This is a genomic window from Microbacterium rhizosphaerae, assembly GCF_034120055.1.
Classification (GTDB): Bacteria; Actinomycetota; Actinomycetes; order Actinomycetales; family Microbacteriaceae; genus Microbacterium; species Microbacterium rhizosphaerae.
On record NZ_CP139368.1, the window covers coordinates 2,378,503 to 2,403,622 of the forward strand.

24 protein-coding genes are annotated in these 25,120 nt (G+C 70.7%); 6 read left to right on the top strand and 18 right to left on the bottom strand.

The annotated features are described in order from the left end of the window. Nucleotides 1–8: 8 nt before the first annotated feature. The 3 genes from SM116_RS10615 to smc form a co-directional block, all read right to left on the bottom strand. A complete protein-coding gene (locus SM116_RS10615) occupies nucleotides 9–509 on the bottom strand; it encodes a DUF2004 domain-containing protein (RefSeq protein ID WP_320940957.1) in 501 nt (166 codons plus the stop codon). Between the two features lie 107 nt (nucleotides 510–616). Then, nucleotides 617–1,489, bottom strand: coding sequence for a signal recognition particle-docking protein FtsY (ftsY, locus tag SM116_RS10620; RefSeq protein ID WP_320940958.1), 873 nt, complete (start codon nucleotides 1,487–1,489; stop codon nucleotides 617–619). A 56-nt stretch (nucleotides 1,490–1,545) separates the two neighbouring features. Next, a complete protein-coding gene (gene smc / locus SM116_RS10625) occupies nucleotides 1,546–5,058 on the bottom strand; it encodes a chromosome segregation protein SMC (RefSeq protein ID WP_320944156.1) in 3,513 nt (1,170 codons plus the stop codon). 479 nt (nucleotides 5,059–5,537) lie between these two features. Between smc and SM116_RS10630 the strand changes: the two genes are divergently transcribed. From SM116_RS10630 to SM116_RS10640, 3 genes are read left to right on the top strand one after another with little or no spacing between them, the layout of a single operon-like run. Further along, a complete protein-coding gene (locus SM116_RS10630) occupies nucleotides 5,538–5,798 on the top strand; it encodes a hypothetical protein (protein ID WP_320940959.1) in 261 nt (86 codons plus the stop codon). Nucleotides 5,799–5,850: 52 nt separating this feature from the next. Beyond that, on the top strand, nucleotides 5,851–6,936 hold the full coding sequence (locus SM116_RS10635) for a GNAT family N-acetyltransferase (RefSeq protein WP_320940960.1): 1,086 nt from the start codon (nucleotides 5,851–5,853) through the stop codon (nucleotides 6,934–6,936). After that, nucleotides 6,933–8,021, top strand: a complete 1,089-nt coding sequence (locus SM116_RS10640; RefSeq protein ID WP_320940961.1) for a GNAT family N-acetyltransferase — start codon at nucleotides 6,933–6,935, stop codon at nucleotides 8,019–8,021. The genes SM116_RS10635 and SM116_RS10640 overlap by 4 nt, the downstream gene beginning before the upstream one ends. 37 nt (nucleotides 8,022–8,058) lie before the next feature. On the opposite strand, the gene mutM is transcribed toward SM116_RS10640, so the two are convergent. The 7 genes from mutM to SM116_RS10675 form a co-directional block, all read right to left on the bottom strand. Beyond that, complete coding sequence (gene mutM, locus SM116_RS10645; RefSeq protein ID WP_320940962.1) at nucleotides 8,059–8,973, bottom strand: bifunctional DNA-formamidopyrimidine glycosylase/DNA-(apurinic or apyrimidinic site) lyase; 915 nt, start codon at nucleotides 8,971–8,973, stop codon at nucleotides 8,059–8,061. Further along, nucleotides 8,973–9,674 carry a ribonuclease III gene (gene rnc, locus SM116_RS10650; RefSeq protein WP_320940963.1) on the bottom strand — a complete coding sequence of 234 codons (702 nt, stop codon included), beginning with the start codon at nucleotides 9,672–9,674 and terminating at the stop codon, nucleotides 8,973–8,975. The genes mutM and rnc overlap by 1 nt, the downstream gene beginning before the upstream one ends. 10 nt (nucleotides 9,675–9,684) lie before the next feature. Then, nucleotides 9,685–9,894 (bottom strand): 50S ribosomal protein L32, encoded by a 210-nt coding sequence (rpmF, locus tag SM116_RS10655; RefSeq protein ID WP_005050211.1) that lies wholly within the window; start codon nucleotides 9,892–9,894, stop codon nucleotides 9,685–9,687. Between the two features lie 18 nt (nucleotides 9,895–9,912). After that, nucleotides 9,913–10,404 carry a YceD family protein gene (locus SM116_RS10660; RefSeq protein WP_320944157.1) on the bottom strand — a complete coding sequence of 164 codons (492 nt, stop codon included), beginning with the start codon at nucleotides 10,402–10,404 and terminating at the stop codon, nucleotides 9,913–9,915. A gap of 116 nt (nucleotides 10,405–10,520) precedes the next feature. Further along, the gene (gene coaD, locus SM116_RS10665) at nucleotides 10,521–11,018 is read right to left on the bottom strand and encodes a pantetheine-phosphate adenylyltransferase (protein ID WP_320940964.1); all 498 of its coding nucleotides are present in this window, start codon (nucleotides 11,016–11,018) and stop codon (nucleotides 10,521–10,523) included. Nucleotides 11,019–11,049: 31 nt separating this feature from the next. Beyond that, complete coding sequence (locus tag SM116_RS10670) at nucleotides 11,050–13,221, bottom strand: ATP-dependent DNA helicase RecG (RefSeq protein ID WP_320940965.1); 2,172 nt, start codon at nucleotides 13,219–13,221, stop codon at nucleotides 11,050–11,052. After that, entirely contained in the window at nucleotides 13,218–14,561 is a 1,344-nt protein-coding gene (locus tag SM116_RS10675; protein ID WP_320940966.1) for a serine hydrolase domain-containing protein, read from the bottom strand. Before SM116_RS10675 ends, SM116_RS10670 begins: the two co-directional genes overlap by 4 nt. Nucleotides 14,562–14,646: 85 nt before the next feature. Between SM116_RS10675 and rsmD the strand changes: the two genes are divergently transcribed. Beyond that, nucleotides 14,647–15,213, top strand: coding sequence for a 16S rRNA (guanine(966)-N(2))-methyltransferase RsmD (gene rsmD / locus SM116_RS10680; protein WP_320940967.1), 567 nt, complete (start codon nucleotides 14,647–14,649; stop codon nucleotides 15,211–15,213). A gap of 12 nt (nucleotides 15,214–15,225) precedes the next feature. On the opposite strand, the gene thiL is transcribed toward rsmD, so the two are convergent. Next, nucleotides 15,226–16,212: a thiamine-phosphate kinase gene (thiL, locus tag SM116_RS10685; RefSeq protein WP_320940968.1), complete on the bottom strand. Its 987-nt coding sequence runs from the start codon at nucleotides 16,210–16,212 to the stop codon at nucleotides 15,226–15,228. Nucleotides 16,213–16,244: 32 nt separating this feature from the next. Here thiL and SM116_RS10690 point away from each other — a divergent pair, with 32 nt between their 5' ends. Continuing rightward, nucleotides 16,245–16,718, top strand: coding sequence for a DUF3515 family protein (locus SM116_RS10690; protein ID WP_320940969.1), 474 nt, complete (start codon nucleotides 16,245–16,247; stop codon nucleotides 16,716–16,718). Nucleotides 16,719–16,758: 40 nt separating this feature from the next. Here the strand turns inward: SM116_RS10690 and SM116_RS10695 are convergent, their stop codons facing one another. The 7 genes from SM116_RS10695 to SM116_RS10725 all read right to left on the bottom strand — a co-directional run bounded on the left by SM116_RS10695 (nucleotide 16,759) and on the right by SM116_RS10725 (nucleotide 24,313). Beyond that, a complete protein-coding gene (locus SM116_RS10695) occupies nucleotides 16,759–17,835 on the bottom strand; it encodes a D-alanine--D-alanine ligase family protein (protein ID WP_320940970.1) in 1,077 nt (358 codons plus the stop codon). Further along, nucleotides 17,735–18,832: an NAD(P)H-dependent glycerol-3-phosphate dehydrogenase gene (locus SM116_RS10700; RefSeq protein ID WP_425563288.1), complete on the bottom strand. Its 1,098-nt coding sequence runs from the start codon at nucleotides 18,830–18,832 to the stop codon at nucleotides 17,735–17,737. The genes SM116_RS10695 and SM116_RS10700 overlap by 101 nt, the downstream gene beginning before the upstream one ends. Before the next feature lie 34 nt (nucleotides 18,833–18,866). Continuing rightward, nucleotides 18,867–19,646 carry a lysophospholipid acyltransferase family protein gene (locus SM116_RS10705; RefSeq protein ID WP_320940972.1) on the bottom strand — a complete coding sequence of 260 codons (780 nt, stop codon included), beginning with the start codon at nucleotides 19,644–19,646 and terminating at the stop codon, nucleotides 18,867–18,869. Next, nucleotides 19,643–21,007 carry a UDP-N-acetylglucosamine 1-carboxyvinyltransferase gene (gene murA, locus SM116_RS10710; RefSeq protein WP_320940973.1) on the bottom strand — a complete coding sequence of 455 codons (1,365 nt, stop codon included), beginning with the start codon at nucleotides 21,005–21,007 and terminating at the stop codon, nucleotides 19,643–19,645. Before murA ends, SM116_RS10705 begins: the two co-directional genes overlap by 4 nt. 21 nt (nucleotides 21,008–21,028) lie before the next feature. Beyond that, entirely contained in the window at nucleotides 21,029–21,640 is a 612-nt protein-coding gene (gene leuD, locus SM116_RS10715; RefSeq protein WP_320940974.1) for a 3-isopropylmalate dehydratase small subunit, read from the bottom strand. Nucleotide 21,641: 1 nt separating this feature from the next. Beyond that, a complete protein-coding gene (gene leuC / locus SM116_RS10720) occupies nucleotides 21,642–23,126 on the bottom strand; it encodes a 3-isopropylmalate dehydratase large subunit (RefSeq protein WP_320940975.1) in 1,485 nt (494 codons plus the stop codon). Nucleotides 23,127–23,287: 161 nt separating this feature from the next. Then, the gene (locus SM116_RS10725; protein WP_320940976.1) at nucleotides 23,288–24,313 is read right to left on the bottom strand and encodes a TerC/Alx family metal homeostasis membrane protein; all 1,026 of its coding nucleotides are present in this window, start codon (nucleotides 24,311–24,313) and stop codon (nucleotides 23,288–23,290) included. A gap of 238 nt (nucleotides 24,314–24,551) precedes the next feature. On the opposite strand from SM116_RS10725, the gene SM116_RS10730 reads away from it, so the two are divergent. Then, the gene (locus SM116_RS10730; RefSeq protein ID WP_320940977.1) at nucleotides 24,552–25,112 is read left to right on the top strand and encodes an RNA polymerase sigma factor; all 561 of its coding nucleotides are present in this window, start codon (nucleotides 24,552–24,554) and stop codon (nucleotides 25,110–25,112) included. Nucleotides 25,113–25,120: the final 8 nt, after the last annotated feature.

Below are 25,120 nucleotides of genomic sequence, written 5' to 3' on the forward strand. Positions count from 1 at the left end.
CGCTGTGCTCAGTCGGCGCTCGTGACCGAGAGCACCGACCCGTCGGAGTCGAGGTTCACCAGCAGCACGTCGTCCGTCGCATCCGGGTCGAGCGCGTACTCGAGCACCGCGAACGGGTCGGATCCCCCGTGCTCGTCGGCGAGGATCGTCATGCTCATGAACTGCAGCGAGCGGATGACGTCGATGTGCAGGTCGCCCGAGACGTCCACGAGCAAGCTCTCGATGTCGTCGCCGAGTTCCTCCTGCTGTTGGAGGATGTACTCGGTCACCTCGCTCGTGCGGTCGTCCAATTCCGACACCATCGCATTGCGTGCGGCGACATCGAGCGATTCGAGGGATGACACCATCGCCGCGGCCACATCCAGCGCCGCCTGAGAGACATCGTCCTGATCCGGCGCGGTCAGATCGACCGTCACCGCCTGGTCGCCGAGCTCCACCGTCTCGGACCAGAAGATGGACCCGTCCGGTCCGGATTCGAGGAGTCCGAAGAAGTCGTGCTCGATGGCCATATCCCCATAGAACCAGGGTCGGGGCGGATGCGGTAGACCGTCGCACGGCGCGTCGGCCGTCATTCCGAACAGGCCCCGGGCAGGCCCATTCAGGCGAATGCGGACGATCAGCCGACGAGGGATGCCGCGAAGACGTGGGGCGTGAATCCGGTGAGGTCGTCGATGCCCTCGCCCTGTCCCAGGAGCTTCACCGGGATGCCCGTGCGCTCCTGCACGGCGAGCACGAAACCGCCCTTCGCGGAGCCGTCGAGCTTGGTCAGCACGAGACCCGTGACGCCGGCGTGCTCGAGGAACGCCTGGGCCTGCATCACGCCGTTCTGCCCGGTCGTGGCATCGAGCACGAGCAGCACCTCGCTGATCGGCGCGAGCTTCTCGATGACGCGGCGGATCTTCGTGAGCTCGTCCATCAGTCCGCCCTTGGTGTGCAGGCGGCCCGCCGTGTCGACGATGACGATCTCGGTGCCGGTGCGCTGGGCGTACTCGACGGTCTGGAAGGCGACGGATGCCGGGTCCTGCCCCTCGCGCTCGGGACGCACGATCGCAACACCGGAGCGCTGCGCCCACGTGGCGAGCTGGTCGACCGCCGCGGCACGGAACGTGTCGGCCGCCCCGACGACGACGCTGCGCTGGTAGCGGCGGAGGAACTTCGCGAACTTGCCGATCGTGGTGGTCTTGCCCACGCCGTTGACACCGACCACGAGGACGACGGCCGGGCGCTCGGTGAGCTTCAGCGTCGTGTCGAACTTCGCGAAGTGCTCCTCGAGAGTCTCCGTCAGCATGCGCTGCAGATCCTTCGGGTCGGTCGTGCGGTACCGCTCGACCTTCGCGCGCAGCTCGTCGACGAGCCGCTCGGTGATGTCGGGACCGAAGTCGGCCGTCAGCAGGGCCGTCTCGAGGTCCTCCCACGTGTTCTCGTCGATCGTGGGCTTGACGAACAGGCCGCGCAGCGCGCGACCGAGCGACCAGGAGCTGTCTGCCATGACTCCACCCTACGAGAGCCCGGCTGAGCGTCCGGCCGACGGACGCCCGCGTGCACTCACGCAGAGGCCCGCTCACGCGCGACGCGCTGCCCGACCACGGCCGACACGCCGTCCTGCCGCATCGAGACGCCGTAGAGGGCGTCGGCGATCTCCATCGTCCGCTTCTGGTGCGTGATCACGATCAGCTGGCTGGAGGCGCGAAGCTCCTCGAACACCCCCAGCAGGCGGCCGAGGTTCGCGTCGTCGAGGGCCGCCTCGACCTCGTCGAGGATGTAGAACGGGCTCGGCCGTGCCATGAAGATCGCGGTGAGGAGGGCCACTGCCGCCAGCGAGCGCTCGCCGCCCGACAGCAGCGACAGCCGCTCGATCTTCTTGCCGACGGGGCGCACCGACACCTCGATGCCCGTCGTCAGCGGGCTGTCGGGATCGGTGAGGGCGATCTGCCCGGTGCCCCCGGGGAAGAGGATCGGGAAGACCTGGGTGAACGCGGCCTTCGTATCCTCGAACGCGGCGAGGAAGATCGCGACCATCCGCTCGTCCAGCTCGTCGATGATCGTGAGGAGATCCTTCCGCGTCTGGGTGAGATCGGCGAGCTGCTCGACGAGGAACTTGTGCCGCTGCTCGAGCGCCGCGAACTCCTCGAGGGCGAGCGGGTTGACCCGGCCGAGCTGCGAGAGCTTGCGCTCGGCGTCCTGCAGGCGGCGGCGCTGCTGGGTCCGATCGAACGCGAGGGGCTCGGCATCCTCCTCCCCCGCCGGGATCTCCTGGTCGGGTCCGTATTCGGCGACGAGGACGCTCTCCTCGAGCCCCAGCTCGGACTGGACGCGCTCGACGAGGCTCGTGACGTGCAGCCGCTTCTCGTGGATCTGCAGCTCGAGCCCGTGCACGCTCTCGGTCAGGCCGCTGAGCTTCTCGCGCGCCGCGAGCTCCTGCCCGCGCAGCTCCGACAGCTCCGCCGTCACCGCGGTCCGGGCGCTCTCCGCGGTCGCGAGCTCGACGCGGGCCTGTGTGACGGAGCGGTCCACGGAATCGAGCAGCGGAGGCAGCCGGTCCGCGACGGATGCCGCGACCTCCCGCTGCAGCCGGCGGATGGCCGAGCGGCGCGCGGCCTGCTCCGCCGCCGCCCGCTCGCGCTCGCGCTGGCGCTCGAGCCCCGTGACGCGGGCCTCGCCGGCGCGGATGCGCTCCTTCATGGTCTCGACGTCGAGCCGGGCGCGCATCTCCGCGTCACGCGTCCGCTCCAGCGCGTCGAGCACGCCGTCGCGCGCCGACGCGTCGAGGATCGGGCGGGGCGCCTCGAGAGCCGCGTTAAGGCGCTCCTGCGCGGCGCGCGCGGTGGTCTCGGCGTCCGCCACCGCGCTCTGCGCCTGCCGCAGGCCCGTCTCCAGGCGCTCGCACTCGGCGACCGCCGCATCGTGGGTCACTGTCGCGCGGTTGACGCGCTCGGTGTGGGCGGCGAGTGCCGCGTCGTGCGCACGCAGCGCATCGAGCGCCTCCTTCGTGTGACGGCGCGCGGCCTCGAGCTCGTGTGACCGATCGGTGAGCGCCTCGCGCAGGGAGTCGGCGACGACGGTGATCTCGGCGAGGCGCTCGGCCGCCGCATCCCTCTCCGCCGCCAGCTCCAGCCGCGACCTGCCCGCGCCGGACCCGACGCGGAGGGCGTACTCGGTCATGACCTCGCCCGCCCTCGTCGCGACGGTGACGGGTCGGCCCGGCTCCGCCTCCGCCAGTCGCGTGACGGCTGCGAGCGCCGCATCCAGGTCATCGACGATCGCGACGTGCGAGAGGAGTGCGAGCAGGCCCGCCGGAGCCGTGACGACGTCGCGGGCTGCGACGATCCCCGCGAGCCCTGCGTGCTCGCGCACGGCGTCCGGCTCCGCGATCGCGATCTCGACGACGCCGATGTCGGCCCCTCGCACGGCGTTCGCCGCGGAGCGCGCGTCCGCGGGCGTGCCGACGAGGACGCCCTCCGCCAGCGGCCCGAGGACCGCGGCGATGGCCGCCTCATAGCCGGGACGCACCTGGACGTGGTCGCCGACGAGACCGCGGATGCCGTGTCCGCCCGCGGCGATGAGCTCGGTGGCGCCGTTGCGCACGTCGAGCGCGCGGCCGAGCGCCGTCGACTGCGCCCCCAGCGCGTCGATCTCCCGCTCGGTGGCGTGCAGGCGCTCACGCAGCTGGCCGACGCGGGTCTCGGCCTCCGTGGCCGCACGCTGAGCGCGCTCGTATGTCGCGGCATGCTCCGCCGACGTGCCCTCGGGCACGAGATCGGGGTCGAGTCCTTCGAGGGCCTCCTCGGCCTCCGCGCGGCGGGTGAGCGCCTGATCGAGCGCGGTCTGCTGTCGGGCGACGGCCGCCTCGACGGCGGCGAGGGCGGATGCGGCGGCATCGGCCTGTCCGCGCAGCGACGTGATGCGCATGTCATGCTCGGAGACGAGCGCGCTCTGGGCGGCGATGTCGGCATCCAGCGCGTCGAGCTCGGCACGAGCCCGCGTCACCTCGCGCGCGGCGGCGGCCGCCGCATCCTGCGCCGTCCCCAGGCCGGCGCTGATCTCGTCGATCTCCGCGAGAGCCTCGTCGATCACGCCCTGCGTCACGGTGGTCTGGGGGCCGGCCCCGTCGTCGTCGGCCGCGAGCAGCGCCAATCGCTGCCCGGTGAGCGTGTAGAGGCCGCGCAGGCGCTCCTGCACCTGCTCCAGGGCGAAGGCGACTCGGCGGGCGTCGTCGACACCCTCGGCGCGCTGCTGCTCCTCGAGCTGCTCGATGCGCGCGCGGACGACCTCGACCTGCTCCTGCAGCACGAGGCGTGCCTCGTGGCGCTCCTGCTCCGTGCGCGCGTGCGCGCCGAGCTCGGCGCGGAGGCCGACCAGCTCGTCGGCGAACAGCCGCGCCTTCGCATCCCGCACGACAGCCGCGATGGTCGCCGCCTCACGAGCGATCTCGGCCTGTCGTCCGAGCGGCTTCAGCTGGCGGCGCAGCTCGCCGGCGAGGTCGCTGAGGCGGGTGAGATTCGCCTCCATCGCCTCGAGCTTGCGGAGCGTTTTCTCCTTGCGACGGCGGTGCTTCAGGATGCCGGCGGCCTCTTCGATGAAGCCGCGGCGATCCTCGGGTGACGCCTGCAGCACCGAGTCCAGTCGCCCCTGCCCGACGATGACGTGCATCTCGCGACCGAGCCCGGAGTCGCTCAGCAGCTCCTGCACGTCGAGCAGGCGGCAGGCGTCGCCGTTGATCGCGTATTCGCTGGCCCCGTTGCGGAACAGCGTGCGGCTGATGGTCACCTCGGAGTACTCGATCGGCAGCGCGCCGTCGCTGTTGTCGATGGTGAGCTGCACCTCGGCGCGCCCGAGCGGCCCGCGCGTGGACGTGCCGGCGAAGATGACGTCCTCCATCTTCCCGCCGCGCAGCGTCTTGGCGCCCTGCTCCCCCATCACCCACGCGAGGGCGTCGACGACGTTGGACTTGCCTGAGCCGTTGGGTCCGACGATGCACGTGACGCCCGGCTCGAACGCGAAGGTCGTGGGCTGGGCGAACGACTTGAAGCCCTTGAGCGTCACGCTCTTGAGGTGCATGGATGCGCCCTCCCTCGCCGCGGCGCGCACAGCCGGACCGGCGCCGGTCTGCGTCGGCCGTTCACCACGGTACCCGACGCCGTGGGCGCGGCCGCGGATCGGCGCGACACGCCGGAAGTTCATCCAACCTCTTGACGACCTGTGAATCTCTGCGGTAGCGTCGGGGACCGCATCGAGCGTTGAAAGGAGGTCACCGATGATGCTCACGAACATTCCCCGCACGCGGCGTATGACGCCGCCGGCATTCCTTGCCGTCGCAGGAGGAGTCTGCCCGGTGACCTCTGCGTTCCGCTCTGCAGCTCTGACAGCGATCTGACGACTCGTCAGGAGAGCTCCGCCCGCCGCCCCTCGGCGGCTCGGCCTCACCGTTCCGGTTGAGCGCGCAGCTTCTGCGCATCCTCCCCCGCTCGCATCGAGCGGACACGACCCATCTCGTCTCTCCGAGGGCGCGACCGCCCTCCCCTTTCCGAAGGATTCCCATGCATACCGCACTGTCCACCGTCCGATCGACCGATCAGGACGCCACCGTCTACATCGTCGATCCCACGACCATCGACCATCACCTGCCCCTCGGCGAGCGACTGTCGCTGCGCCTGGCGGTCTGGCTGCTCGTTCGCGGCGCGCGTCTCGCGCACGCCGAGCGGCAGATCCACGCCCGCCACCACGAGAACGCCCGGGACCGCGAGCACCGCGAGCACTACGCGCTGCGCGCGACCGTCCTCGGCAGCCACCTCGACTGATGCGGCGGCGCGACACCGCGCCGCCGCATCCCTCACACGAAAGAAGCGATCGATGCACACCACGACCGTCGGCCTCGAACTGCGGCCGATGCCCGTACCCACCACCCTCGACGCGGAAGATGCCGCCGACTTCGTCGACATGGTCCGCGTCCGCAACCTCGTCTACCGCGAGATCTCGGGCCACAGCGACTTCGACATCACACCCGGCGAGCTGCTGCCGGCCCTGCAGCCGACGCCGTACACCGACCGGATGTTCTGGAACGTCCTCGTCGACGGGGAGCTCGTCGGGCGGGCGGGCCTCGACCTGCCGCTCGAAGACGGCTCTCGGGTCGGCTTCTGGCGCGTCGAGCTGCGGCGCGACGCATGGGGCCGGGGCGTCGGCACCGCGGCGTACGAGCTGATCGAGCGCGTCGCGCGGGAGCGCGGACGCTCCGTGCTCCAGACGTCGGTGGACCACCCGCAATCGGACGGCCCGCGGCTCGACGCGCCGACCGGGTTCGGCAGCATCCCCGCCGATCGCGCCGCGCGCTTCCTCCGCGACCGCGGCTACGCCCTCGAGCAGGTGGTGCGCATGAGCGCGCTCACGCTCGACGACGACACCTTCGCTCGGGTCGCCGAACACCTCGCTGCGGCCCGGGCGGCGTCGACCGACTACCGGCTGGTGTCGTGGGATGCGCCGACCCCGGCCGAGTTCGTCGCGGGCTACGGCACGGTGAAGGCCGCGATGAGCACGGACGCCCCCGCCGCCGGCATCGAGTACGACGCAGAGCAGTGGGATGCCGACCGCGTCGCCGCCCACGACCGCCGGTACGTCGATGCCGGCCGTCGTCTGCACGTGACGGCAGCCCAGCACATCGCGACGGGAGAGCTCGTCGCGTTCACGGAGCTCGTCATCGGGCACGACCTCGCGGCGACGACCCACCAGGAGGACACGCTCGTCGCGCGGGCGCACCGCGGCCACCGGCTCGGGATGCTCGTCAAGGCCGCGGCGCTGCTGGCCTGGCGCGACATCGCGCCCGACTCGCGGCGCGTCATCACGTTCAACGCGGAGGAGAACCGACCGATGCTCGACATCAACGAGGCGCTCGGCTTCACCCCGGTCTCCTACGAAGGCGAATGGAAGAAGGAACTCTCATGAGCGCCACGACGATGATCGAGACCAACCGGATCACGATCCCCCGGACGCTTCGTGCACCCGACGCGGGCGACCTGCACGAATTCGTGCGCATCTGGAACGCCAGCGCGGCGGCGGATGCCGGTCACGACGCGCTGTACGAGGAGCCGGAGTCGATCCTCGGCTTCTGGCAGGCGACGGACGACTGGGTCAGCATCCCCTTCCTCGCGCGTGCCGATGGCGTCGTCGTCGGCGCCGCCGTCGTGCGGATCGCGACCGAGGACGGCCACACGACCGCGGAATCGGATGTGTGCGTGCTGCCGGAGAACCGAGGATCGGGTGCCGAAGAGGCGCTGCTGGCCGAGGTCGAGCGGACCGCACGCGAGCACGGACGCACCCGCATCCAGCACTTCACGCTGCATCGCGCGGAGGCGCCGGAGCACGAGCTGCGGCCGCCGAGCGGCTGGGGCGTCATCCCCGCCGACGATCCGCAGACGCGGTTCATGCTCAAGAGCGGCTTCCAGCTGGGTCAGGTCGAGCGCAACAGCGCCTTCGATCTGCGGGCGGATCCCGCACCCGTCCAGCGCGCCTTCGACGAGGCCATCGCCTTCGCCGGCCCGGACTACCGATATGTCGAGTGGACCGCGCCGACCCCCGAGGAGCACCTCGACGGGTTCGCCTACGCGATCTCGCGCATGGACACGGACGTCCCCGCAGGCTCGCTCGTCATCGAGCCGCAGCATTGGGACGCCGACCGTATCCGTCGGCGCGACGCGCGCCAGAAGGCGCAGGGGCTCAACGTCTCCGTCGCGGCGGTCGTCCATGTGCCGTCGGAGCGGATCGTGGCGTTCAACGAGCTCGTGATCGGCGGCGACCCGACGGCGGCGACATCGCAGTTCGGCACCCTGGTGCTGAAGGAACACCGCGGGCACCACCTCGGCATGGTCGTCAAGTGCGGCAACATCCTGCGCTGGCGTGGACTGTTCCCGCAGTCGCCGCGGATCTCGACCTTCAATGCGGAGGAGAATCGGCCGATGCTCGACATCAACGAGGCGATCGGGTTCGTCCCGATCTCGTACGCGGGCGCGTGGGAGAAAGAACTCGTGTGAGGCCACTCGAGGATCGGGGGCGGAGCCGCCCGCGTGCTCAGCCGAGTGCGCGGGCGGCCAGCGCGAGCCGCTGGCAGTGGCGGCAGAAGTGGCTCGAGCGGTTCATGAACGCATCGCGCACGATGGGCCGCCCGCACCGCGCGCACGGCTGGCCGGTGCGTCCGTACGCGTTCAGGGAGTGCGCGAAATAGCCGGCCTGGCCGTTCACGTTGACGTACTGCGCGTCGAAGCTGGTCCCGCCCTCGGCGAGGGCCTTCTCGAGCACCGCGCGGACTTCGGTCAGGAGGCGACGGGCGGCGCGCGTCGAGAGCAGATTCGCCGGGGTCTCGGGATGGATGCGCGCTGCCCAGAGGGATTCATCGGCGTAGATGTTGCCGACGCCGCTCACCACCGTCTGATCGAGCAGCACCCGCTTGATCGCGGAGTTCTTCCGTGCCAGTGTCGCGCGCCAGAGCCGGTCGTCGAACGCCGGATCGAGTGGGTCGCGTGCGATGTGCGCGACCTGGCTCGGCAGGAGCGCAGCATCCGTCCCCCACCCGGCGGCCGCGCCGTCGGCGGTCGGCACCAGCACGTCGATCGCGAGCGATCCGAACGTGCGCTGGTCGGCGAACACCACGGCCAGCTCGCCGTGCTGCGCATGCACGATGTCGAGGCGGACCCGCTCATGCCGTTCGGGCGGAGCGCCGGCGGGGCGCAGGAGCAGCTGGCCGCTCATTCCGAGGTGGCCGATCAGGGCGTGGTCGCCGTCGTCGATGCCGAGCCACAGGAACTTCCCCCGCCGGGCGGCGCCCGTGAACGAGCGGCCCGTGAGACGCGCCTCGAACTCGGCCGCGGTCCCCTCGTGGCGCGTGATCGCTCGCTCGTCGATGACGGATGCCGCGACCACCGTGGCGCCGATCACCGCGGGAGCGAGGCCGGCGCGGACCACCTCGACCTCGGGGAGCTCCGGCATCAGCCGCCGTTCGCACCGCGGCCGCTGAGCTGCTGCCACGCGCGCAGGGCCGCCGCCATCTCGGCGTGCTTCTTGCTCGACCCGATGCCGTCCGTCGTGAGGTCGCCGACCGTCACGGTCGCGGTGAACGTGCGGTCGTGGTCCGGGCCGGTGGACGTGACCGAGTAGATCGGAGCGTGTCGGCCGAGACGGGCCGCCGTCTCCTGCAGAGCGGTCTTCGGATCCACCGCGGCGCCGTAGCGCTCGGGGTCGGCCAGCAGCGGCTTGACGAGCCGCTGCACGAGCCCGGACGCGGCCTCCGGACCCGCCGACAGGTAGGTCGCACCGATGAGGGCCTCGGTCGTGTCGGCGAGGATCGAGTCCTTGTCGCGGCCGCCTGTCTGATCCTCGCCGCGACCCAGCCGCACGAACGCGCCGATGCCGATGCCGCGCGCGACTTCGGCCAGAGCGACGGTGGACACCACGCTCGCCCTGCGCTTGGCCAGGGAACCCTCGTCGAGATCCGGGAGCGTCGTGTAGAGCAGGACCGTCACGGCCTGCCCGAGCACCGAGTCGCCGAGGAACTCGAGGCGCTCGTTGTGGGGCACGCCGCCGTGCTCGTACGCCCAGGAGCGATGGGTCAGAGCAAGAGAAAGAAGCTCGGGGTCGATGTCGACCCCGAGCTTCTCGAGGAGTTCGCGCTGACGCGCTCGGTCCGTCAACGGAGCCCGATCAGATGTCGGCGACCTTGCGGCCCTTGTACTCCAGGAACAGCTCGGTGCCCTGCGAGTCGGTGACGACCTTCGCCTGGTGCGGGCGGCTGTAGACGACCTTGCCGTTCTCGACGGTCTTGACGAGCGTGGGGGCCTCGGCCTTCCACTGGGCGCGACGCGAGCGGGTGTTGGAGCGCGAAACCTTGCGCTTCGGAGGGTTGCCTGCCATGGTTCTTCTCTTTCGTTCCTAGGTCATGGGTGTCGACTCGGAGCCCGAGTCCTCAGCCGGCTCCTCTGCGAATCCGGCGAGCGTGGCCCAGCGTGGATCGAGGGGCTCTCGCGATTCCGCATCGGCGTTGTCGGCACGCAGTTCGCCCGTGACGGGATCGAGTCCCGGGCAATCCGGCCGACAGACCGGCTGAAACGGAAGCGAGAGGACAATGGCGTCCCTGACCGCGGTTTCAAGATCCACGTGGTCGTCTTGAACCTCGAAGTCATTCGCTTCCTCTCCAGGATACGCGAAAAGCTCCTGGATCTCGACTTCGACGGGCGCGGCGATGTCGGTCAGGCACCGGCCGCATACTCCCGAATAGGTGCCCCGGGCGTCCGCGGTCACGAGAATGCCCTCGTGCACGGATTCGAGGCGCACGTCGATCTCGACCTTCGAGCCGGCCGGAAGGGACACGAGGCCCTCGCCCCACTGCTCGGTCAGCTGCGGGTCGAGCTCCACTTCGCGCATCTCACCGGGGTGTCGGACGATATCGCGCACATTGAGGCTGAACGGTCCGGGTCTGCGATTCCTCACCCGGGAATTCTAGCGGTGGCGCTGCCCCCGAGGGGCGGACCGGTGGCGTCTCAGATGCCGCGCGCGCCGGTGTCCAGGAACCGTGCGACGGCGGGCGGGACGAACGGGGACACGTCGCCGCCGAGCCCGGCGACCTGGCGCACGAGCGAGCTGGACACCAGCGCGTGCGCAGGGTCGGGCAGGAGGAACACGGTCTCGATGCCCGCCAGGTGACGGTTGACGATCGCCATCGGGGTCTCGTACGCGACGTCTACCTGCGAGCGGATGCCCTTGACGAGCACGCCGGCGCCGACATCGGTGGCGTAGTCCACGAGGAGGCCCATGGCCCACGACGCGAGCACCACGTCGCCCTCGACGCCGTCCTCGGCGATGGACTGCTCGAGCAGTGCCAGACGCTGCGCGATCGGCAGCATCGCCTCTTTGCCCGGATTGTGCACCACCACGACGTGAGTCGTGTCGTACAGCGACGCTGCGCGACGGATGACGTCCAGATGACCGAGTGTCGGCGGGTCGAACGAACCCGGTACGACCGCGATGCGGTTGCTCACGGCATCCACCCTATCGGGCGGTCCGGACCGCTCAGCTGCGCGCCATGGCTGCGCGCTCGGTCGCGTCCAGGCGTCGCTCGATCGCGGCGGCGAGGCCGGGGTGCGACTTCAGCGCCGGATCCGCATCGAGGATCCGCTCGGCCTCCTGCCGCGCGAGCGCGATGAGATCGCCGTCCTTCACGACGCGCAGCAGCCGCAGCGACGTCCGCGCGCCCGACTGCGCATCGCCCAGCACGTCGCCTTCGCCACGCAGCTCGAGGTCCACCTCCGCGAGCTGGAAGCCGTCGAGGGTTGCCGCGACGGCATCCACGCGCTCCCGCGCCGGCGAGCCCGTGGGCGCCTCCGTCACGAGCAGGCACAGGCCTGGGACCGCGCCGCGCCCGACGCGCCCGCGCAGCTGGTGCAACTGCGAGACGCCGAACCTGTCGGCCTCCAGGATGACGATCGTCGACGCGTTCGGCACATCGACACCGACCTCGATCACGGTCGTGGCCACGAGCACGTCGATCTCGCCCGCCGCGACCGCCCGCATGGTGGCGTCCTTCTCGTCGGCCGACATCCTGCCGTGGAGGATCGCGACCCGCAGGTCGGTGAACAGGGGATGCCGCGACAGCAGATCGGCCGCCTGCACGACGCCCCAGCGCGCTCTCGCCGCCTCCCCCGCCACCGGCTGCTCCGGCGCCTCGACGTCGTCGGTCGAGGAGGACGCCGAGGACGCCTCCGCATCGATCGCGGCGCACACGACGAACACCTGGTGGCCCTTGCCGACCTCCTCGGCGACGCGCTCCCACACCCGCGCGAACCATGCGGGCTTCTCGTCGAGGGGTGCGACGAACGTCTCGATGCCCGCCCGGCCGGCCGGCATGGTGCGGATGGTCGACACGTCGAGGTCGCCGAAGACCGTCATCGCGACGGTCCGCGGAATGGGGGTGGCGGTCAGCACCAGAGCGTGGGGGCTGGAGCCCTTCGCGCGCAGCGTCTCGCGCTGCTCCACCCCGAAGCGGTGCTGCTCGTCGACGACGACGAGACCGAGGTCGGCGAACGTCGTGCTGTCACTCAGGAGCGCGTGGGTTCCGACGACGATGAGCGCTTGGCCGGCCGCGACGCGCAGCGCCGCCTTCCTGCGCTCCGCCGCGCCCATCTGTCCCGTCAGGAGCGTCGGCATGAGCTCCGGGGCGAGCCGGGGTCCCAGCATCCGGGTCATCGAGCGCAGATGCTGCGCCGCGAGCACCTCGGTGGGCGCGATCAGCGCCGACTGTCCGCCTGACTGGGCGACCTGCAGCATGGCGCGCAGCGCGACGAGCGTCTTGCCCGAGCCGACCTCGCCCTGCACGAGGCGGTTCATCGGCCAGTCGCCCTGCAGGTCGGCCGCGATCTGCGCGCCGACGGACTCCTGGTCGGGCGTCAGCGGGAACGGGAGACCCGCGTCGAAGCGTTCGAGCAGCGCACCGGGCGCGCGCGAGACGGCCGAGAGCGCGCGGACGAACTGCCGCTGCTGCAGAAGCGCGGTCTGCAGCACGAGAGCCTCGTGCATGCGGAGCGTTCGACGCGCGGGCGCGATCTGATCCTCGAAGTCCGGACGGTGGATGCGCTCGAGCGCGTCGCGCGCCGGCAGGAGCTTGTGCCGCCGGCGCAGGTCGTCGGGCAGCGGGTCGGCCACGTCGCCGAGCCCGTCGAGCACCAGCGCGATGACCTTCTGGATCTGCCACGTCGACATCGCGGAGGTCGCCGGGTAGATCGGGATCGGCAGATTCGCGTACGCCTCGGCGTTCATCTGCGCCTCGGCCTCGTCGTCGAACAGCTGATAGTCCGGATGCGCGAACTGCTTGCCGCCGCGGTACTCCCCCACCTTGCCCGCGAAGATGCCGCGGCGACCAGGGCGCAGTTCGCCCAGACGCCACGCCTGGTTGAAGAACGTCAGCGAGACCTCGCCGCGGCCGTCCCCGATGACGACCTCGAGGATGCTGCCTCTGCGGTTCTGCATGCGACGCTCGCCGGCGCTCTTGATCTGGGCGACGATCGTGACCTGGTCGCCGACGTTCAGGGACGAGATCGGCGTCAGCTCGCCGCGCGTCGCGTACCGGCGCGGGTAGTGCGACAGCAGGTCGCCGACCGTGCGCATGCCGAAGGCGCGTTCGAGCGCCTTCGACGTCTTGCCGCCGACGACGCCGTCCAGGCGCGCGTCGAGCGTCGAGCCGGTCACGTCCGCACCGCTCCCGCCACCTCTGGCGCGCCCTCCCACTGCAGGGTGCGACCGTCGAAGGCGACATCCGTGTGAAGCTGCGCGCTGCCGTCCGCGGCGACGGTGAGCCGCTGCGTGAAGGGCTCCTCGAGCAGGCGGATGTCGACGATGAACCCGGCGCCCTGCCAGCCGCCGGAAGCGGCCGCCGGTCGCCCCTCACGGATGCCGGGGATCCACGCATCCGGGGCGAACTCCAGGGTGTCCTGCCCGATCAGCAGGGAGCGGCCCTCGATGCGGATCCGCGGGATCTCACCCTCGTACGCGTGCTCGACGGGCTCGTCGCGCAGCTCGCCGCCGAGGGGGGCGATGTCGAGACGACCGGGGACCTCGACCGGATGCGTCGTCGGCGCGGTGCCCTCGAGCGCCGGGATCAGCGCGTCCCACAGCACGTCGAGCGGCTGCTGCATGTTCTGCAGCCCGCCCGTGATCGCGATGACCGCGTCGTGACGCGGCAGCACGACGACGTACTGGCCGAAGGCGCCGTCCGCACGGTAGCCGTCGTGTCGGCATCGCCAGAACTGATAGCCGTAGCCCTGCACCGAGTCGGTCGCGCCGCCCCACGTCGAGTTGTCCGCGTGGGCGCTCGTCGCGGTGTCGATCCAGGCGGCCGGGATGATCTGCGCACCGTGCCACGCGCCGCGCTGCAGCAGCAGCTGCCCGAAGGCGGCCAGCTCCTCCGGGCGCGCGGACAGGCCGTAGCCGCCGACGTCGTATCCCTGGGGACTCTGCTCCCACGTGACGTCGCCGAACCCGAGCGGGTCGAACAGCCGGGGCCGCAGATAGTCGACGAGCCGCATGCCCGCAGCCTGCTGCACGATGACGGCCAGGAGGTAGGTCGCAGCGGTGTTGTACGTCCAGTGCACCCCCGGCCGGTGGGCGAGCGGGGCGGCGAGGACGCTGCGTGCCCAGTCGCCCTCCTGCCAGCGGGCCGGCTCCGTCTCGTGCCCGACGGTCATCTCCAGCAGGTGCCGGACCCGCACGTCGCGCAGCTGCTCCGACGGAGCGGCGGGAGCGGCCTGCGGCAGCAGGTCGACGACGCGATCGTCGATGCCGAGAAGACCCTCGCCCAGTGCGAACCCCACCGCCATCGAGGTGAAGCTCTTGCTGACCGAGAAGAGCAGCTGGGGTGCATCCCGTTCGTACGGCGCCCACGTCGCCTCGCCGATGACGTGACCGTGACGCACGATCGTGACGGTGTGGATGTGCGGGACCGCATCGAGCCCGGCCACCACGGCGGCGACGGCGGCGGACGCGACGCCCTGGGACTCGGGGGATGCACGCAGGAGGAGATGCTGAGCCATGGCGCCCAGACTATCCGCGGCCCGTGACACCGCGGCCGCGGTCGGAGCCGCGACGGGATCCGCGACTGCCCGGTAGGTTGTCGCTGTGACCCGCATCATCGCCGGACGCGCCGGATCCCTGACGCTCGAGGTGCCGGATGCCGGAACGCGACCCACGAGCGACCGCGTGCGCGAGTCGCTCTTCGGCGCCCTCGAGTCCGCCGACGCCCTGCGCGGAGCGGTCGTCCTCGATCTGTACGCCGGCTCGGGCGCGCTCGCTCTCGAGGCGGTCAGCCGTGGAGCGGCATCCGCCGACCTGGTCGAGAGGTCCGCTCGCGCCGCGGGTGTCGCGCAGCGCAATGCGGCCCGCGTCGCGAAGTCGACCGGCGGCGATGCCCCGATCCGCGTCCATCGCGTCCCGGCCGATGCCTTCCTCGCCGGCGCCGCCGGCGCCCCGACCTGGACGCTCGCCTTCGTCGACCCGCCCTACGACCTCGGCGAGGTCGAACTCGCCACCACCCTCGGCCGGCTCGCCGGCCGGCTGTCCGAGGGGGCCCTCGTCGTGATCGAGCGGGCGAGCCGCTCCCCCGGGCCCTCGATGCCGGACACGTTGAGACTCACGCGGTCCAAGAAGTACGGCGACACCACCCTCTGGTGGGCCGAGCGGGTGTAGCGGGCCGGCCGCTCAGCCGCGCTGCTCGTCCCAGTCCGCGTACGGGTCCCATCCCCCGCGGCGGTCGAACGGCTCGCCGTCGACGAGCAGGGGTGCGCCGGCATCGGCGCGCACGGCGCCGATCGGACGGAATCCCGCAGGCAGGTCCGCTCTTGGGAAGCAGGCGAGCAGGGCATGATCCTCGCCGCCCGTGAGCGCACGGTCGAGATCGGGACCGAGCGCGCCCGCGTGCAGGTCGATGGACACGCCGGATGCCGTCGCCATCCGCCGCGCGTCCATCGCGAGGCCGTCGGACACGTCCATCATCGCCGTCGCACCGGCGATCGCCGCGACCGGCCCGAGACCGATGGGCGGGTGCGGCCGCAACTGGGCGTCCACCGCATCCCGCTCCCGCTCCGACAGCGCATCGCGGTCGACCGGGATCGGCGTGCCCGTCGCGTCCCGGAATCGCTCGAACAGGATGCGCAGCCCTTCCGCGGCGTGCCCCGCGTCGCCGGCGATCGCCACGACGTCCCCCGGCCGTGCACCGCCGCGCAGGACCGGTGCCCGACCGTCGAGCACCCCGAGCGCGGTGACGGCGATCGTGAGCGTCTCGGAGACCGTGAGGTCTCCGCCCTCCACCGCGCATCCGGGAGCGAGCTCGGCACAGCCGGCGCGCAGTCCCTGCGCGAACCCCTCGACGAAGGACAGACGGGTGTCCTCGGGCATCGCCAGCGCGACGAGCAGCGCCGTCGGGCGCGCACCCATGGCGGCGATGTCGGCCAGGTTGACCGCGGCCGCCTTGAAGCCGAGATCGGCGGCGCCCGACCAGGCCAGCCGGAAGTCCGGCCCGTGCACGAGGGTGTCGACGGTCGCGACGACGCGCCCGTCCGGCGTCGACAGGACCGCGGCGTCGTCACCGGGGCCGATGAGGGCGCCGGACGGCCCGATGCGGCCCAGGATGCGGGAGAGGATCTCGCCCTCCGACAGTTCGGCGACAGTCGGGTCGGGCGCGGTCATCCCTCCACCGTAGCCCGGCGTAGCCTGGAGGAGTGACCCGCACCCGCCGCATCCTCGCCTGCGCTGCGCTGGCCGCGACCCTCGCTCTGGCCGGCTGCTCGACGACCGTGTCGCTCACCCCGGCGGACGATGCGAACAACCCGCACTGCGCCGACGTGATGGTGCGGCTGCCGGGCACGATCTCCACGTCCGACCGCGTGTGGACGGATGCGCAGGCCACCGCGTCGTGGGGCACACCCTCTGCCGTGATCCTCGCGTGCGGAGTGGCGGTACCCGGTCCGACGACGCTGAAGTGCGTCTCGTTCCACGGTGTGGACTGGATCATCCAGCCGGAGAAGGACAACACCTACCGTGTGACCACCTTCGGACGCAAGCCCGCTGTCCAGCTGCTCATCGACACGAGGAAGATCGACTCCAACGCGGTGCTCAGCGCCGTGAGCCTCGCGGCCACGACGCTGCCTCAGCACGGCGACGGCTGCACGGCGCCCGAGACGCCGGCCTCCTGAGCCGGCGGCCGCGCACCGTCTCCTGCGGGCGAGCGCCCCGTCAGCTGCGGGCGAGCGCCGTCTCGACGAGGTCGGTGATGAGCTCTCCGTAGGTCATGCCGCCGGCGATCCACACCTTCGGGAACATCGAGATCGGGGTGAACCCGGGCATCGTGTTGAGCTCGTTGACCACGGGGCCGTCGGCGGTGAGGAAGAAGTCGACGCGCGCGAGACCTCGGCCGTCGACCGCCTCGAAAGCGCGCAGCGCCATCTGCTGAAGCGCACACACGTCGCCGTCGGCCATCTCGGCCGGGCACACGACATCCACACCGTCGCCGCCCAGGTACTTGCCCTCGAAGTCGTAGAACTCACGCGTCGTCAGGACGATCTCGCCGGGCAGCGACACGCGCGCCGGCGCCCCGGCGCGGCTCTCGAGCACACCGAGCTCGACCTCGCGGCCGACGAGTCCCTCCTCGATGAGCACCTTGTCATCCTCCGCGAACGCGACGCGCAGCGCGTCGTCCAGCTCCCCGAGGTCGTGCACCTTCGAGACGCCGACGCTCGAGCCGGCGCGCGCGGGCTTGACGAACCACGGCAGACGCAGCTCCGCCGCCGCGGCTGCCGCCGCGGCATCCTGTCCCGCCCGGACCGTGACCCACGGCGCCACGGGCACACCCGCGGCCTGGAGCACGATCTTCATGAAGTGCTTGTCCATGCAGATCGCCGAGTCGAGCACACCGCCGCCGGCGTACGGCAGATCGAGCGTGTCGAAGAAGCCCTGGATGGTGCCGTCCTCGCCGTGGGGACCGTGCAGGATCGGCAGCACGACGTCGAGTTCGCCCAGACTCTCGACCGCCCCGTCCGCGCGACGCACGCGCAGCTCCCGCACGCCGGATGCCTCCGGCCACAGGATGCGGGTGCCGTTGTCGAGGACCTCGGGCAGGCGGTCGGGATCGAGCGCGAACTTGTCGGGGTCGTCGTCCTCGAGGACGAATGCGCCGGTGCGCGTGAGACCTACCGGGACGACTCGGAAGCGATCACGATCGATCGCCCGGAGCACGCCGCCCGCCGTGGCGGAACTGATCGAGTGTTCGCTCGACCGCCCTCCGAAGAGCACCGCCACTGCCGGCTTGTCCATACTCGGTCCTCTCTCCCTGCGGGGTGTCGTCGTCCGTCGTCAGGTGCGGCGCGATCTCGCGCGGGTTCATCGTGCCGTCGAGCACGCGCTTGACCTGCTCGACGATCGGCATCGAGACCCCCGCCTGCTTGGCCAGCTGGAGGATCGGAGCGACGGATGCGAGCCCCTCGGCTGTCTGGTTCATCTGCTTCACGACATCGTCGAAGCGGTAGCCCTGTCCGAGCAGACGCCCGGCCGTGTTGTTGCGGCTCAGCGGCGACTGGCACGTCGCGATGAGATCGCCGAGGCCGGCGAGCCCCTGGAGCGTCTCGGGGTGCGCGCCCTGGGCGACGGCGAAGTCCGTCATCTCCACCAGTCCGCGCGTGATGATCGACGCCTTGGTGTTCTCGCCGTACCCGACGCCGTCGACGATGCCGATGGCGACCGCGATCAGGTTCTTCAGGACCCCGCCGAACTCCGTGCCGATCACGTCGGTGTTGACGAAAGACCGGAAGTAGCGGTTGCGGGCACGACGAGCGACGTCCTCCGCGGTCTCGAGGCTCATCGATGAGATGACCGCCGCCGTCGGCTGCTCGCGGGCGATCTCGAGGGCGAGGTTCGGACCCGAGGCGACCGCGATGCGGTCGGGGTCGCATTGGAGCTCCTGCTCGATGACCTGGCTCATCCGCAGGCCCGTGCGCTTCTCGACGCCCTTCATGAGCGACACGATCGGCACATCGGAGTGTGCGACGAGCGCGCGCAGCGCCTTCAGGTTCTCGCGCGCGGTCTGGCTCGGGATGGACAGGTAGATCTGCGTCGCACCATCGATCGCCTCGGAGAGGTGGGGCGTCGCCGTCATGGAGCGCGGCAGGTTGATGCCGGGCAGGTACTGGCTGTTGCGCTTCGCCTCGGCGATCTCGTGGGCGAGCTCGGGGCGGCGCGCCCACATCACGACCTGGGCGCCGCCGTCGGCGAGGATCTTGCCGAAGGTCGTACCCCAGCTGCCCGACCCGATCACGGCGACCCGGGGTCCGGCACCGCGGTGCTCGGGTCTAGGAGTCAAGGCGTCCCGTCTCGTTCTGCCCGTGCGTGGACGGGTTCCACCGCTCGGCGGGCGCGGGGATGCCGCGCACCTCCGCCAGCATCTCGGCGAGACGGCCCATGACGGCATCCGTCCCCTCCGCGAGGGCGTGCGGGTGCAGCGGGGTGTCGCGCTCGTACTCGGTGAGATCGACGGGATCGCCGAAGACGACGGTGATCGGCTTGCGCAGCGGCCACAGGCTGAACCTGCCGTAGCGCGGCAGGATCGCCTGCGTGCCCCACTGGACGACCGGGATCAGCGGGATGTTCCCGGCCATCGCGAGCCGCACCGCGCCGGTCTTGCCGCGCATCGGCCACATGTCGGGGTCGCGCGTGAGCGACCCCTCGGGGTAGACGATGAGACCGCGTCCGCGCTCGACGAGCATCTCGGCGGTGTCGAGCGTCTGCTTCGCCGAGGCGGCCGACGACGAGCGGGCGACCGGCACCATGCCCGTCAGCTTCAGCGCCAGGCCCACCACCGGCACGCGGAACAGGCTCTCCTTGGCCATGAACCGCGGCTGCCGGCCCAGTCGCCACACGGCGGCGGCGACGATCAGCGGGTCGAACTCGCTGTAGTGGTTGGGGGCGACGACGAACGCGCCCTCGCGGGGCAGCTTCTCACCGCCCTCGATCCGGATCTTGGCGAGGAGGCCCAGCACCGGCACCACGAGGGCGGCGAAGATCCACCAAAGAGTCGGGGTGGCCTTCTCGCGGGTGGCGAGCCGGCGTTTCGGTCGCGACACCGACGTCATCCGATGACGTCGAAGTCGGCGCCGACGGCGGCGAGCTTGTCGAAGAACTTCTCGTAGCCGCGTCGGATGATGCCGACATTGCGGACGGTCGACTCGCCCTCGGCGGTCAGCGCCGCGATGACGTGGCTGTAGCCGCCGCGCAGGTCGGGCACGACGATGTCCGCGCCGTGCAGCGGCGTGGGTCCGTTGATGACCGCGGCCTGCTCCAGGTTGCGGCGCGGCACCCGGCGCGGGCCGCCCTGCAGACCGTGCGGGTGCACGACGATGTCCGCGCCCATCTTGACGAGGGCGTCGGTGAAGCCGAACCGGTTCTCGTACACCGTCTCGTGCACGATCGACTCGCCGTGCGCCTGCGTGAGCGCGACGATGAGCGGCTGCTGCCAGTCGGTCATGAAGCCCGGGTGCACGTCGGTCTCCACCGTGACCGGGCGCAGGTCGCCGTCCCGGCGGAACAGGATGCCGTCCTCGCGGATCTCGAAGCCAGCACCCACCTTGCGCAGCACGTTCAGGAACGTGAGCATCTCGGGCTGGCGGGCGCCGCCGACGAAGATCTCGCCGTTCGTGGCGAGCGCGGCGCTCGCCCAGCTGGCAGCCTCGTTGCGGTCGAAGACGGCTCGGTGATCGTAGCCCTCGAGCCGGTCCACGCCCTCGATGAGGATGACGCGGTTCGGCTCGTAGGAGATGATCGCGCCCATCTTCTGCAGGACCGCGATGAGATCCATGATCTCCGGCTCGATCGCCGCGTTGCGCAGCTCCGTGACGCCGTTCGCGCGGACGGCGGTCAGCAGCACCTGCTCGGTCGCGCCGACGCTCGGGTACGGCAGGTGGATGTTCGCACCGCGCAGGCCCGCCGGCGCCGAGAGGCGGATGCCGGTCGGCAGCTTGTCGACCACGGCGCCGAACTTGCGCAGGGCATCGAGGTGGAAGTCGATCGGGCGGTCGCCGATGCGGCATCCACCGAGGTCGGGGATGAACGCCTGCCCCAGACGGTGCAGCAGCGGTCCGCAGAAGAGGATCGGGATGCGGGACGCCCCGGCGTGCGCGTCGATCTCCTCCATGTGCGCCGACTCGACGTCGCGCGGATCGAGCATGAGCGAGCCCGGCTCGTCCGCCTCCTGCACGCGGACACCGTGGACCTCCAGCAGGGAGCGGACGACCGCGACATCGCTGATGTCCGGGACATCGCGCAGGATGCTGGGACTCTCGCCGAGCAGAGCAGCGACCATCGCCTTCGTGACGAGGTTCTTCGCGCCCTTCACCTCGACGCGACCGGTGAGGGGACGGCCGCCGCGGATCGAGAGGATCTCGCCTGCGCCTTCCTTACGACCGTCGGCCGAAATGGTGTCGTGCAGGAGAGTCATGCAGCCTCACAGGTGTCGGAATCAGGGAGTTGGCAGGGGCGGCACCGGAAGTGTGCGCGGCCTCCAACTCTCGCGGCGCGCCTCGTAAGCGGCGATTCGGTCTTCGTTTCGGAGGGTGAGCCCGATGTCGTCGAGTCCCTCCAGGAGCCGCCACCTAGTGTAGCCGTCGATCTCGAACGGAACGCGGATATCGCCCAGGACCGCCTCCTGCGCCTCCAGATCGACGGTCATCTCCACGCCGGGATGGGCCTCGATCGCGTCCCAGAGCCGCTCCACATCCGCCTCGCCGACCACCCCGGCGAGCAGCCCCTGCTTGCCGGCGTTCCCGCGGAAGATGTCGGCGAAACGAGGGCTCAGCACGACGCGGAAGCCGTAGTCGCGAAGCGCCCACACGGCGTGCTCGCGGCTGGAACCGGTGCCGAAGTCAGGGCCGGCGACGAGGATCGATGCGTGGCGATACGGGTCCCGGTTCAGAACGAACTCGGGATCCTGCCGCCAGCTGGCGAACAGGGCATCCTCGAAGCCGGTCTTGGTGACCCGCTTGAGGTACACGGCCGGGATGATCTGGTCGGTGTCGACGGCGGAGCGACGCAGCGGTGCGGCGATGCCGGTGTGGGTCTCGAACGTGTCCATGTCAGGCCTCCGCCCCGCTCGCGATGGGCTGTTGTGTGCTGATGGGCTCGAGATCCGACGGACTCGAGAGCGTTCCGCGGACCGCGGTCGCGGCGGCGACCAGCGGCGATACGAGGTGCGTGCGCCCGCCCTTGCCCTGGCGGCCCTCGAAGTTGCGGTTGCTGGTGGATGCGCAGCGCTCCCCCGGTGCCAGCTGGTCGGGGTTCATGCCGAGGCACATCGAGCAGCCGGCGAAGCGCCACTCGGCGCCGAACTCGGTGATGATCTTGTCGAGGCCTTCGGCCTCTGCCTCGAGCCGCACGCGGGCCGAGCCCGGCACCACCATGACCCGGACGTTCTCCGCCTTCGTCCGGCCGCGGATGACCGAGGCGAAGGCGCGGAGGTCCTCGATGCGGCTGTTGGTGCACGACCCCATGAAGACGGCATCCACCGGGATGTCCTTCATGCGCGTGCCGGCCGTGAGATCCATGTACTCCAGGGCGCGCTCGGCGGCGGCGCGCTCGTTGGCGTCCGCGAAGTCCGACGGGGTCGGCACGACGTCGCTGAGCGACACGCCCTGTCCCGGGTTCGTGCCCCAGGTCACGAAGGGCTCGAGTTCGTTCGCGTCGAGGTAGACCTCGGCGTCGTAGACGGCGCCCTCGTCACTGGGCAGCGTGCGCCAGTAGGCGACGGCATCCTCCCAGTCCTTGCCCTGCGGGGCGTGCGGCTTGTCCTTGACGTACGCGAAGGTCGTCTCGTCGGGGGCGACCATGCCGGCGCGTGCGCCGGCCTCGATCGACATGTTGCAGATCGTCATGCGGCCCTCCATCGAGAGGGCGCGGATGGCGCTGCCGCGGTACTCGAGCACGTAGCCCTGCCCGCCGTTCGTGCCGATCTTCGCGATCACCGCGAGGATGATGTCCTTCGCCGTCACACCGGGCTTCAGCGCGCCCTCGACCGTGATCGCCATCGTCTTGAAGGGCTTCAGCGGGAGCGTCTGCGTGGCGAGCACATGCTCGACCTCGCTCGTGCCGATGCCGAACGCCATGGCGCCGAAGGCGCCGTGCGTGGAGGTGTGGCTGTCGCCGCAGACGACGGTGATGCCGGGCATGGTCAGACCCAGCTGGGGGCCGACGACGTGCACGATGCCCTGCTCACGGTCGCCCAGCGAGTGCAGGCGGACGCCGAACTCCTCGGCGTTGCGGCGCAGCGTCTCGATCTGCGTGCGGCTCGTGGGGTCGGCGATCGGCTTGTCGATCGCGAGGGTCGGCGTGTTGTGGTCCTCGGTCGCGATCGTCAGGTCGAGCCGCCGCACGGGGCGCCCCTCGGCGCGGAGGCCGTCGAAGGCCTGCGGGCTCGTGACCTCGTGGACGAGGTGCAGGTCGATGTAGACGAGGTCGGGCCGGCCGTCCTCGCCCTTGACCACCACGTGGTCGTCCCAGACCTTCTCGGCCAGTGTGCGCGGCCGATCGGGGATGACGGATGCGTCGGAAACAGGCGTGCTCATGTGCTTCGTTCTCCTCGGATTGCCGGGCTGCTCTCCCGGCGAGAGATTCGGCCCGTAACGAACTCCGCGACGAGGGAGGCCTGGGACTAGGACTCGTCGCGGCCGCTAAGAAGGAGGCGAGCGATCCGCACGAGGCCAGGCTACCATCCTGGCCGAGACGGTCAGTCCGGTGAGTCGCCCGGTGCCGCCGCATCCGTCGCCACGGCCTTTTTCTCGCGACGCGACGAGATGACGCTCGCGACCGTCGCGACCGCCATCGCCGCGACGATCACGACGAGCGACGCCCACGTCGAGATCTCCGGCGCCCACTCCACGGGCTCGCCGCCGTTGATGAACGGCACCGAGTTCTCGTGCAGGGCGTGGAAGAAGAGCTTCACGCCGATGAAGGCGAGGATGAACGCGATGCCGTAGTGCAGGTACTTCAGGCGCTCCAGCAGACCGCCGAGCAGGAAGTACAGCTGGCGCAGGCCCATGAGCGCGAAGACGTTCGTCGCGAAGACGATGAACGCGCTGCGGGTGATGCCGAAGATCGCGGGGATCGAGTCGATCGCGAACATGAGGTCGGTGAAGCCGATGGCGACGAACACGAGCACCATCGGCGTCCAGATGAGCTTGCCGTCCACGCGCGTGCGCAGTCTCGAGCCGTCGTAGTGATCGCTGATGTCGATGAAGCGCCGCAGGAACCGCACGATCCCCGCCTCGGTCTGCGCGTCGTCCTCGAGCCTGCCCGGGAAGGCCTGCCGCCATGCCGTGTAGACGAGGAAGGCGCCGAAGACGTAGAAGATCCAGACGAAGTTCTCGATGAGGGCGGCGCCGAGCATGATGAACACCGCCCGCAGCACGAGCGCGATGATGATCCCGACCATCAGCACCTCCTGCTGATAGCGACGCGGGACCGCGAACTGACTCATCAGCAGCACGAAGACGAAGAGGTTGTCGATCGACAGGCTGTACTCGGTGAGCCATCCGGCGACGAACTGGCCGGCGGCGTCGGCGCTTCCCGTGACCCAGAACAGCAGCACGGCGAAGATGAGCGCCAGCACGACGTAGAACACGATCCATCCCGTCGCCTCCCTCATCGACGGGATGTGCGGGCGCTTCAGGATGAGGAGCAGATCCGCGACGAGGATCAGGGTCAGCACGATCAGCGAGGTGATCTCGAACCAGACGGGGATCTCGAATCCCATGGAGGCGGCCTTTCGGGGTCGGCTGTTCGCCGAGAGTCTCTCCCCCGCCTGCCGGCGGTGCGCACCCGGAGCCCCTCCGACGGAGCTCGTGATGACGAGTGCGCGAGTGTGCGGGATACTCCCCCTCGCGCCCCCAGCCTACGGGATGCACCGGGTGCGAGACGATCCGCCCGCTGCCGACACTTCCACAGAGAGACAATGAGATCCGCGGGCCCCATGGCTCGCGGGCGGAGGACCCATGGCGATTCCCCTGCGCTCGGATGCCGAACTGGCCGCGCTCGCGGGCGGCGGCAGCGAGCTGGCGTTCCGTGAGATCTACCGCGCCTACGCACGGCCGGTGTACTGGCTGGCGCACGGCATCGTGGGGAACGCGCCGGATGCCGAGGACGTGCTGCAGGAGACGTTCCTCGTCGCGTGGCGCAAGCTGCCGCAGCTGACGCTCGCGGGCGACTCGCTGCTGCCGTGGCTCGCGACGATCTGCCGGTTCCAGGCGTCGAACCGCGCACGCATGCTGCAGCGCGACCGCCACCGGACGGCATCCGATCCCGAGGAAGCCGACCGCGTCGCCGCGCCCGTCGACGTCGCGCAGCAAGTGGTGGATGGACAGCTCGTCGAGCTCATCCTCGCCCAGGTCGCAGAACTGGGTCCGCTCGACCGCGAGATCTTCCGGCTGTGCGCTGCGGAGGGCTACGCCTATCAGGCGGCCGCCGAGGCGCTCGGGGTGTCGCACGGCGTCGTCCGCAATCGTCTCTCGCGCATCCGCACCCGGCTGCGCACGACAGCGCGAGAGGAAGCATGATGACCGGA

Coding starts and splice junctions, on each gene's coding strand:
- SM116_RS10730 (WP_320940977.1), top strand. CDS start 24,552: ATGGCGATTCCCCTGCGCTCGGATGCCGAACTGGCCGCGCTCGCGGGC.
- SM116_RS10660 (WP_320944157.1), bottom strand. CDS start 10,404: ATGCGCGAAGTGGAGCTCGACCCGCAGCTGACCGAGCAGTGGGGCGAG.
- SM116_RS10725 (WP_320940976.1), bottom strand. CDS start 24,313: ATGGGATTCGAGATCCCCGTCTGGTTCGAGATCACCTCGCTGATCGTG.
- smc (WP_320944156.1), bottom strand. CDS start 5,058: ATGCACCTCAAGAGCGTGACGCTCAAGGGCTTCAAGTCGTTCGCCCAG.
- SM116_RS10705 (WP_320940972.1), bottom strand. CDS start 19,646: ATGACGTCGGTGTCGCGACCGAAACGCCGGCTCGCCACCCGCGAGAAG.
- murA (WP_320940973.1), bottom strand. CDS start 21,007: ATGACTCTCCTGCACGACACCATTTCGGCCGACGGTCGTAAGGAAGGC.
- ftsY (WP_320940958.1), bottom strand. CDS start 1,489: ATGGCAGACAGCTCCTGGTCGCTCGGTCGCGCGCTGCGCGGCCTGTTC.
- leuD (WP_320940974.1), bottom strand. CDS start 21,640: ATGGACACGTTCGAGACCCACACCGGCATCGCCGCACCGCTGCGTCGC.
- mutM (WP_320940962.1), bottom strand. CDS start 8,973: ATGCCGGAGCTCCCCGAGGTCGAGGTGGTCCGCGCCGGCCTCGCTCCC.
- SM116_RS10675 (WP_320940966.1), bottom strand. CDS start 14,561: ATGGCTCAGCATCTCCTCCTGCGTGCATCCCCCGAGTCCCAGGGCGTC.
- rpmF (WP_005050211.1), bottom strand. CDS start 9,894: ATGGCAGGCAACCCTCCGAAGCGCAAGGTTTCGCGCTCCAACACCCGC.
- SM116_RS10615 (WP_320940957.1), bottom strand. CDS start 509: ATGGCCATCGAGCACGACTTCTTCGGACTCCTCGAATCCGGACCGGAC.
- SM116_RS10635 (WP_320940960.1), top strand. CDS start 5,851: ATGCACACCACGACCGTCGGCCTCGAACTGCGGCCGATGCCCGTACCC.
- thiL (WP_320940968.1), bottom strand. CDS start 16,212: ATGACCGCGCCCGACCCGACTGTCGCCGAACTGTCGGAGGGCGAGATC.
- SM116_RS10640 (WP_320940961.1), top strand. CDS start 6,933: ATGAGCGCCACGACGATGATCGAGACCAACCGGATCACGATCCCCCGG.
- leuC (WP_320940975.1), bottom strand. CDS start 23,126: ATGAGCACGCCTGTTTCCGACGCATCCGTCATCCCCGATCGGCCGCGC.
- SM116_RS10695 (WP_320940970.1), bottom strand. CDS start 17,835: ATGGACAAGCCGGCAGTGGCGGTGCTCTTCGGAGGGCGGTCGAGCGAA.
- SM116_RS10630 (WP_320940959.1), top strand. CDS start 5,538: ATGCATACCGCACTGTCCACCGTCCGATCGACCGATCAGGACGCCACC.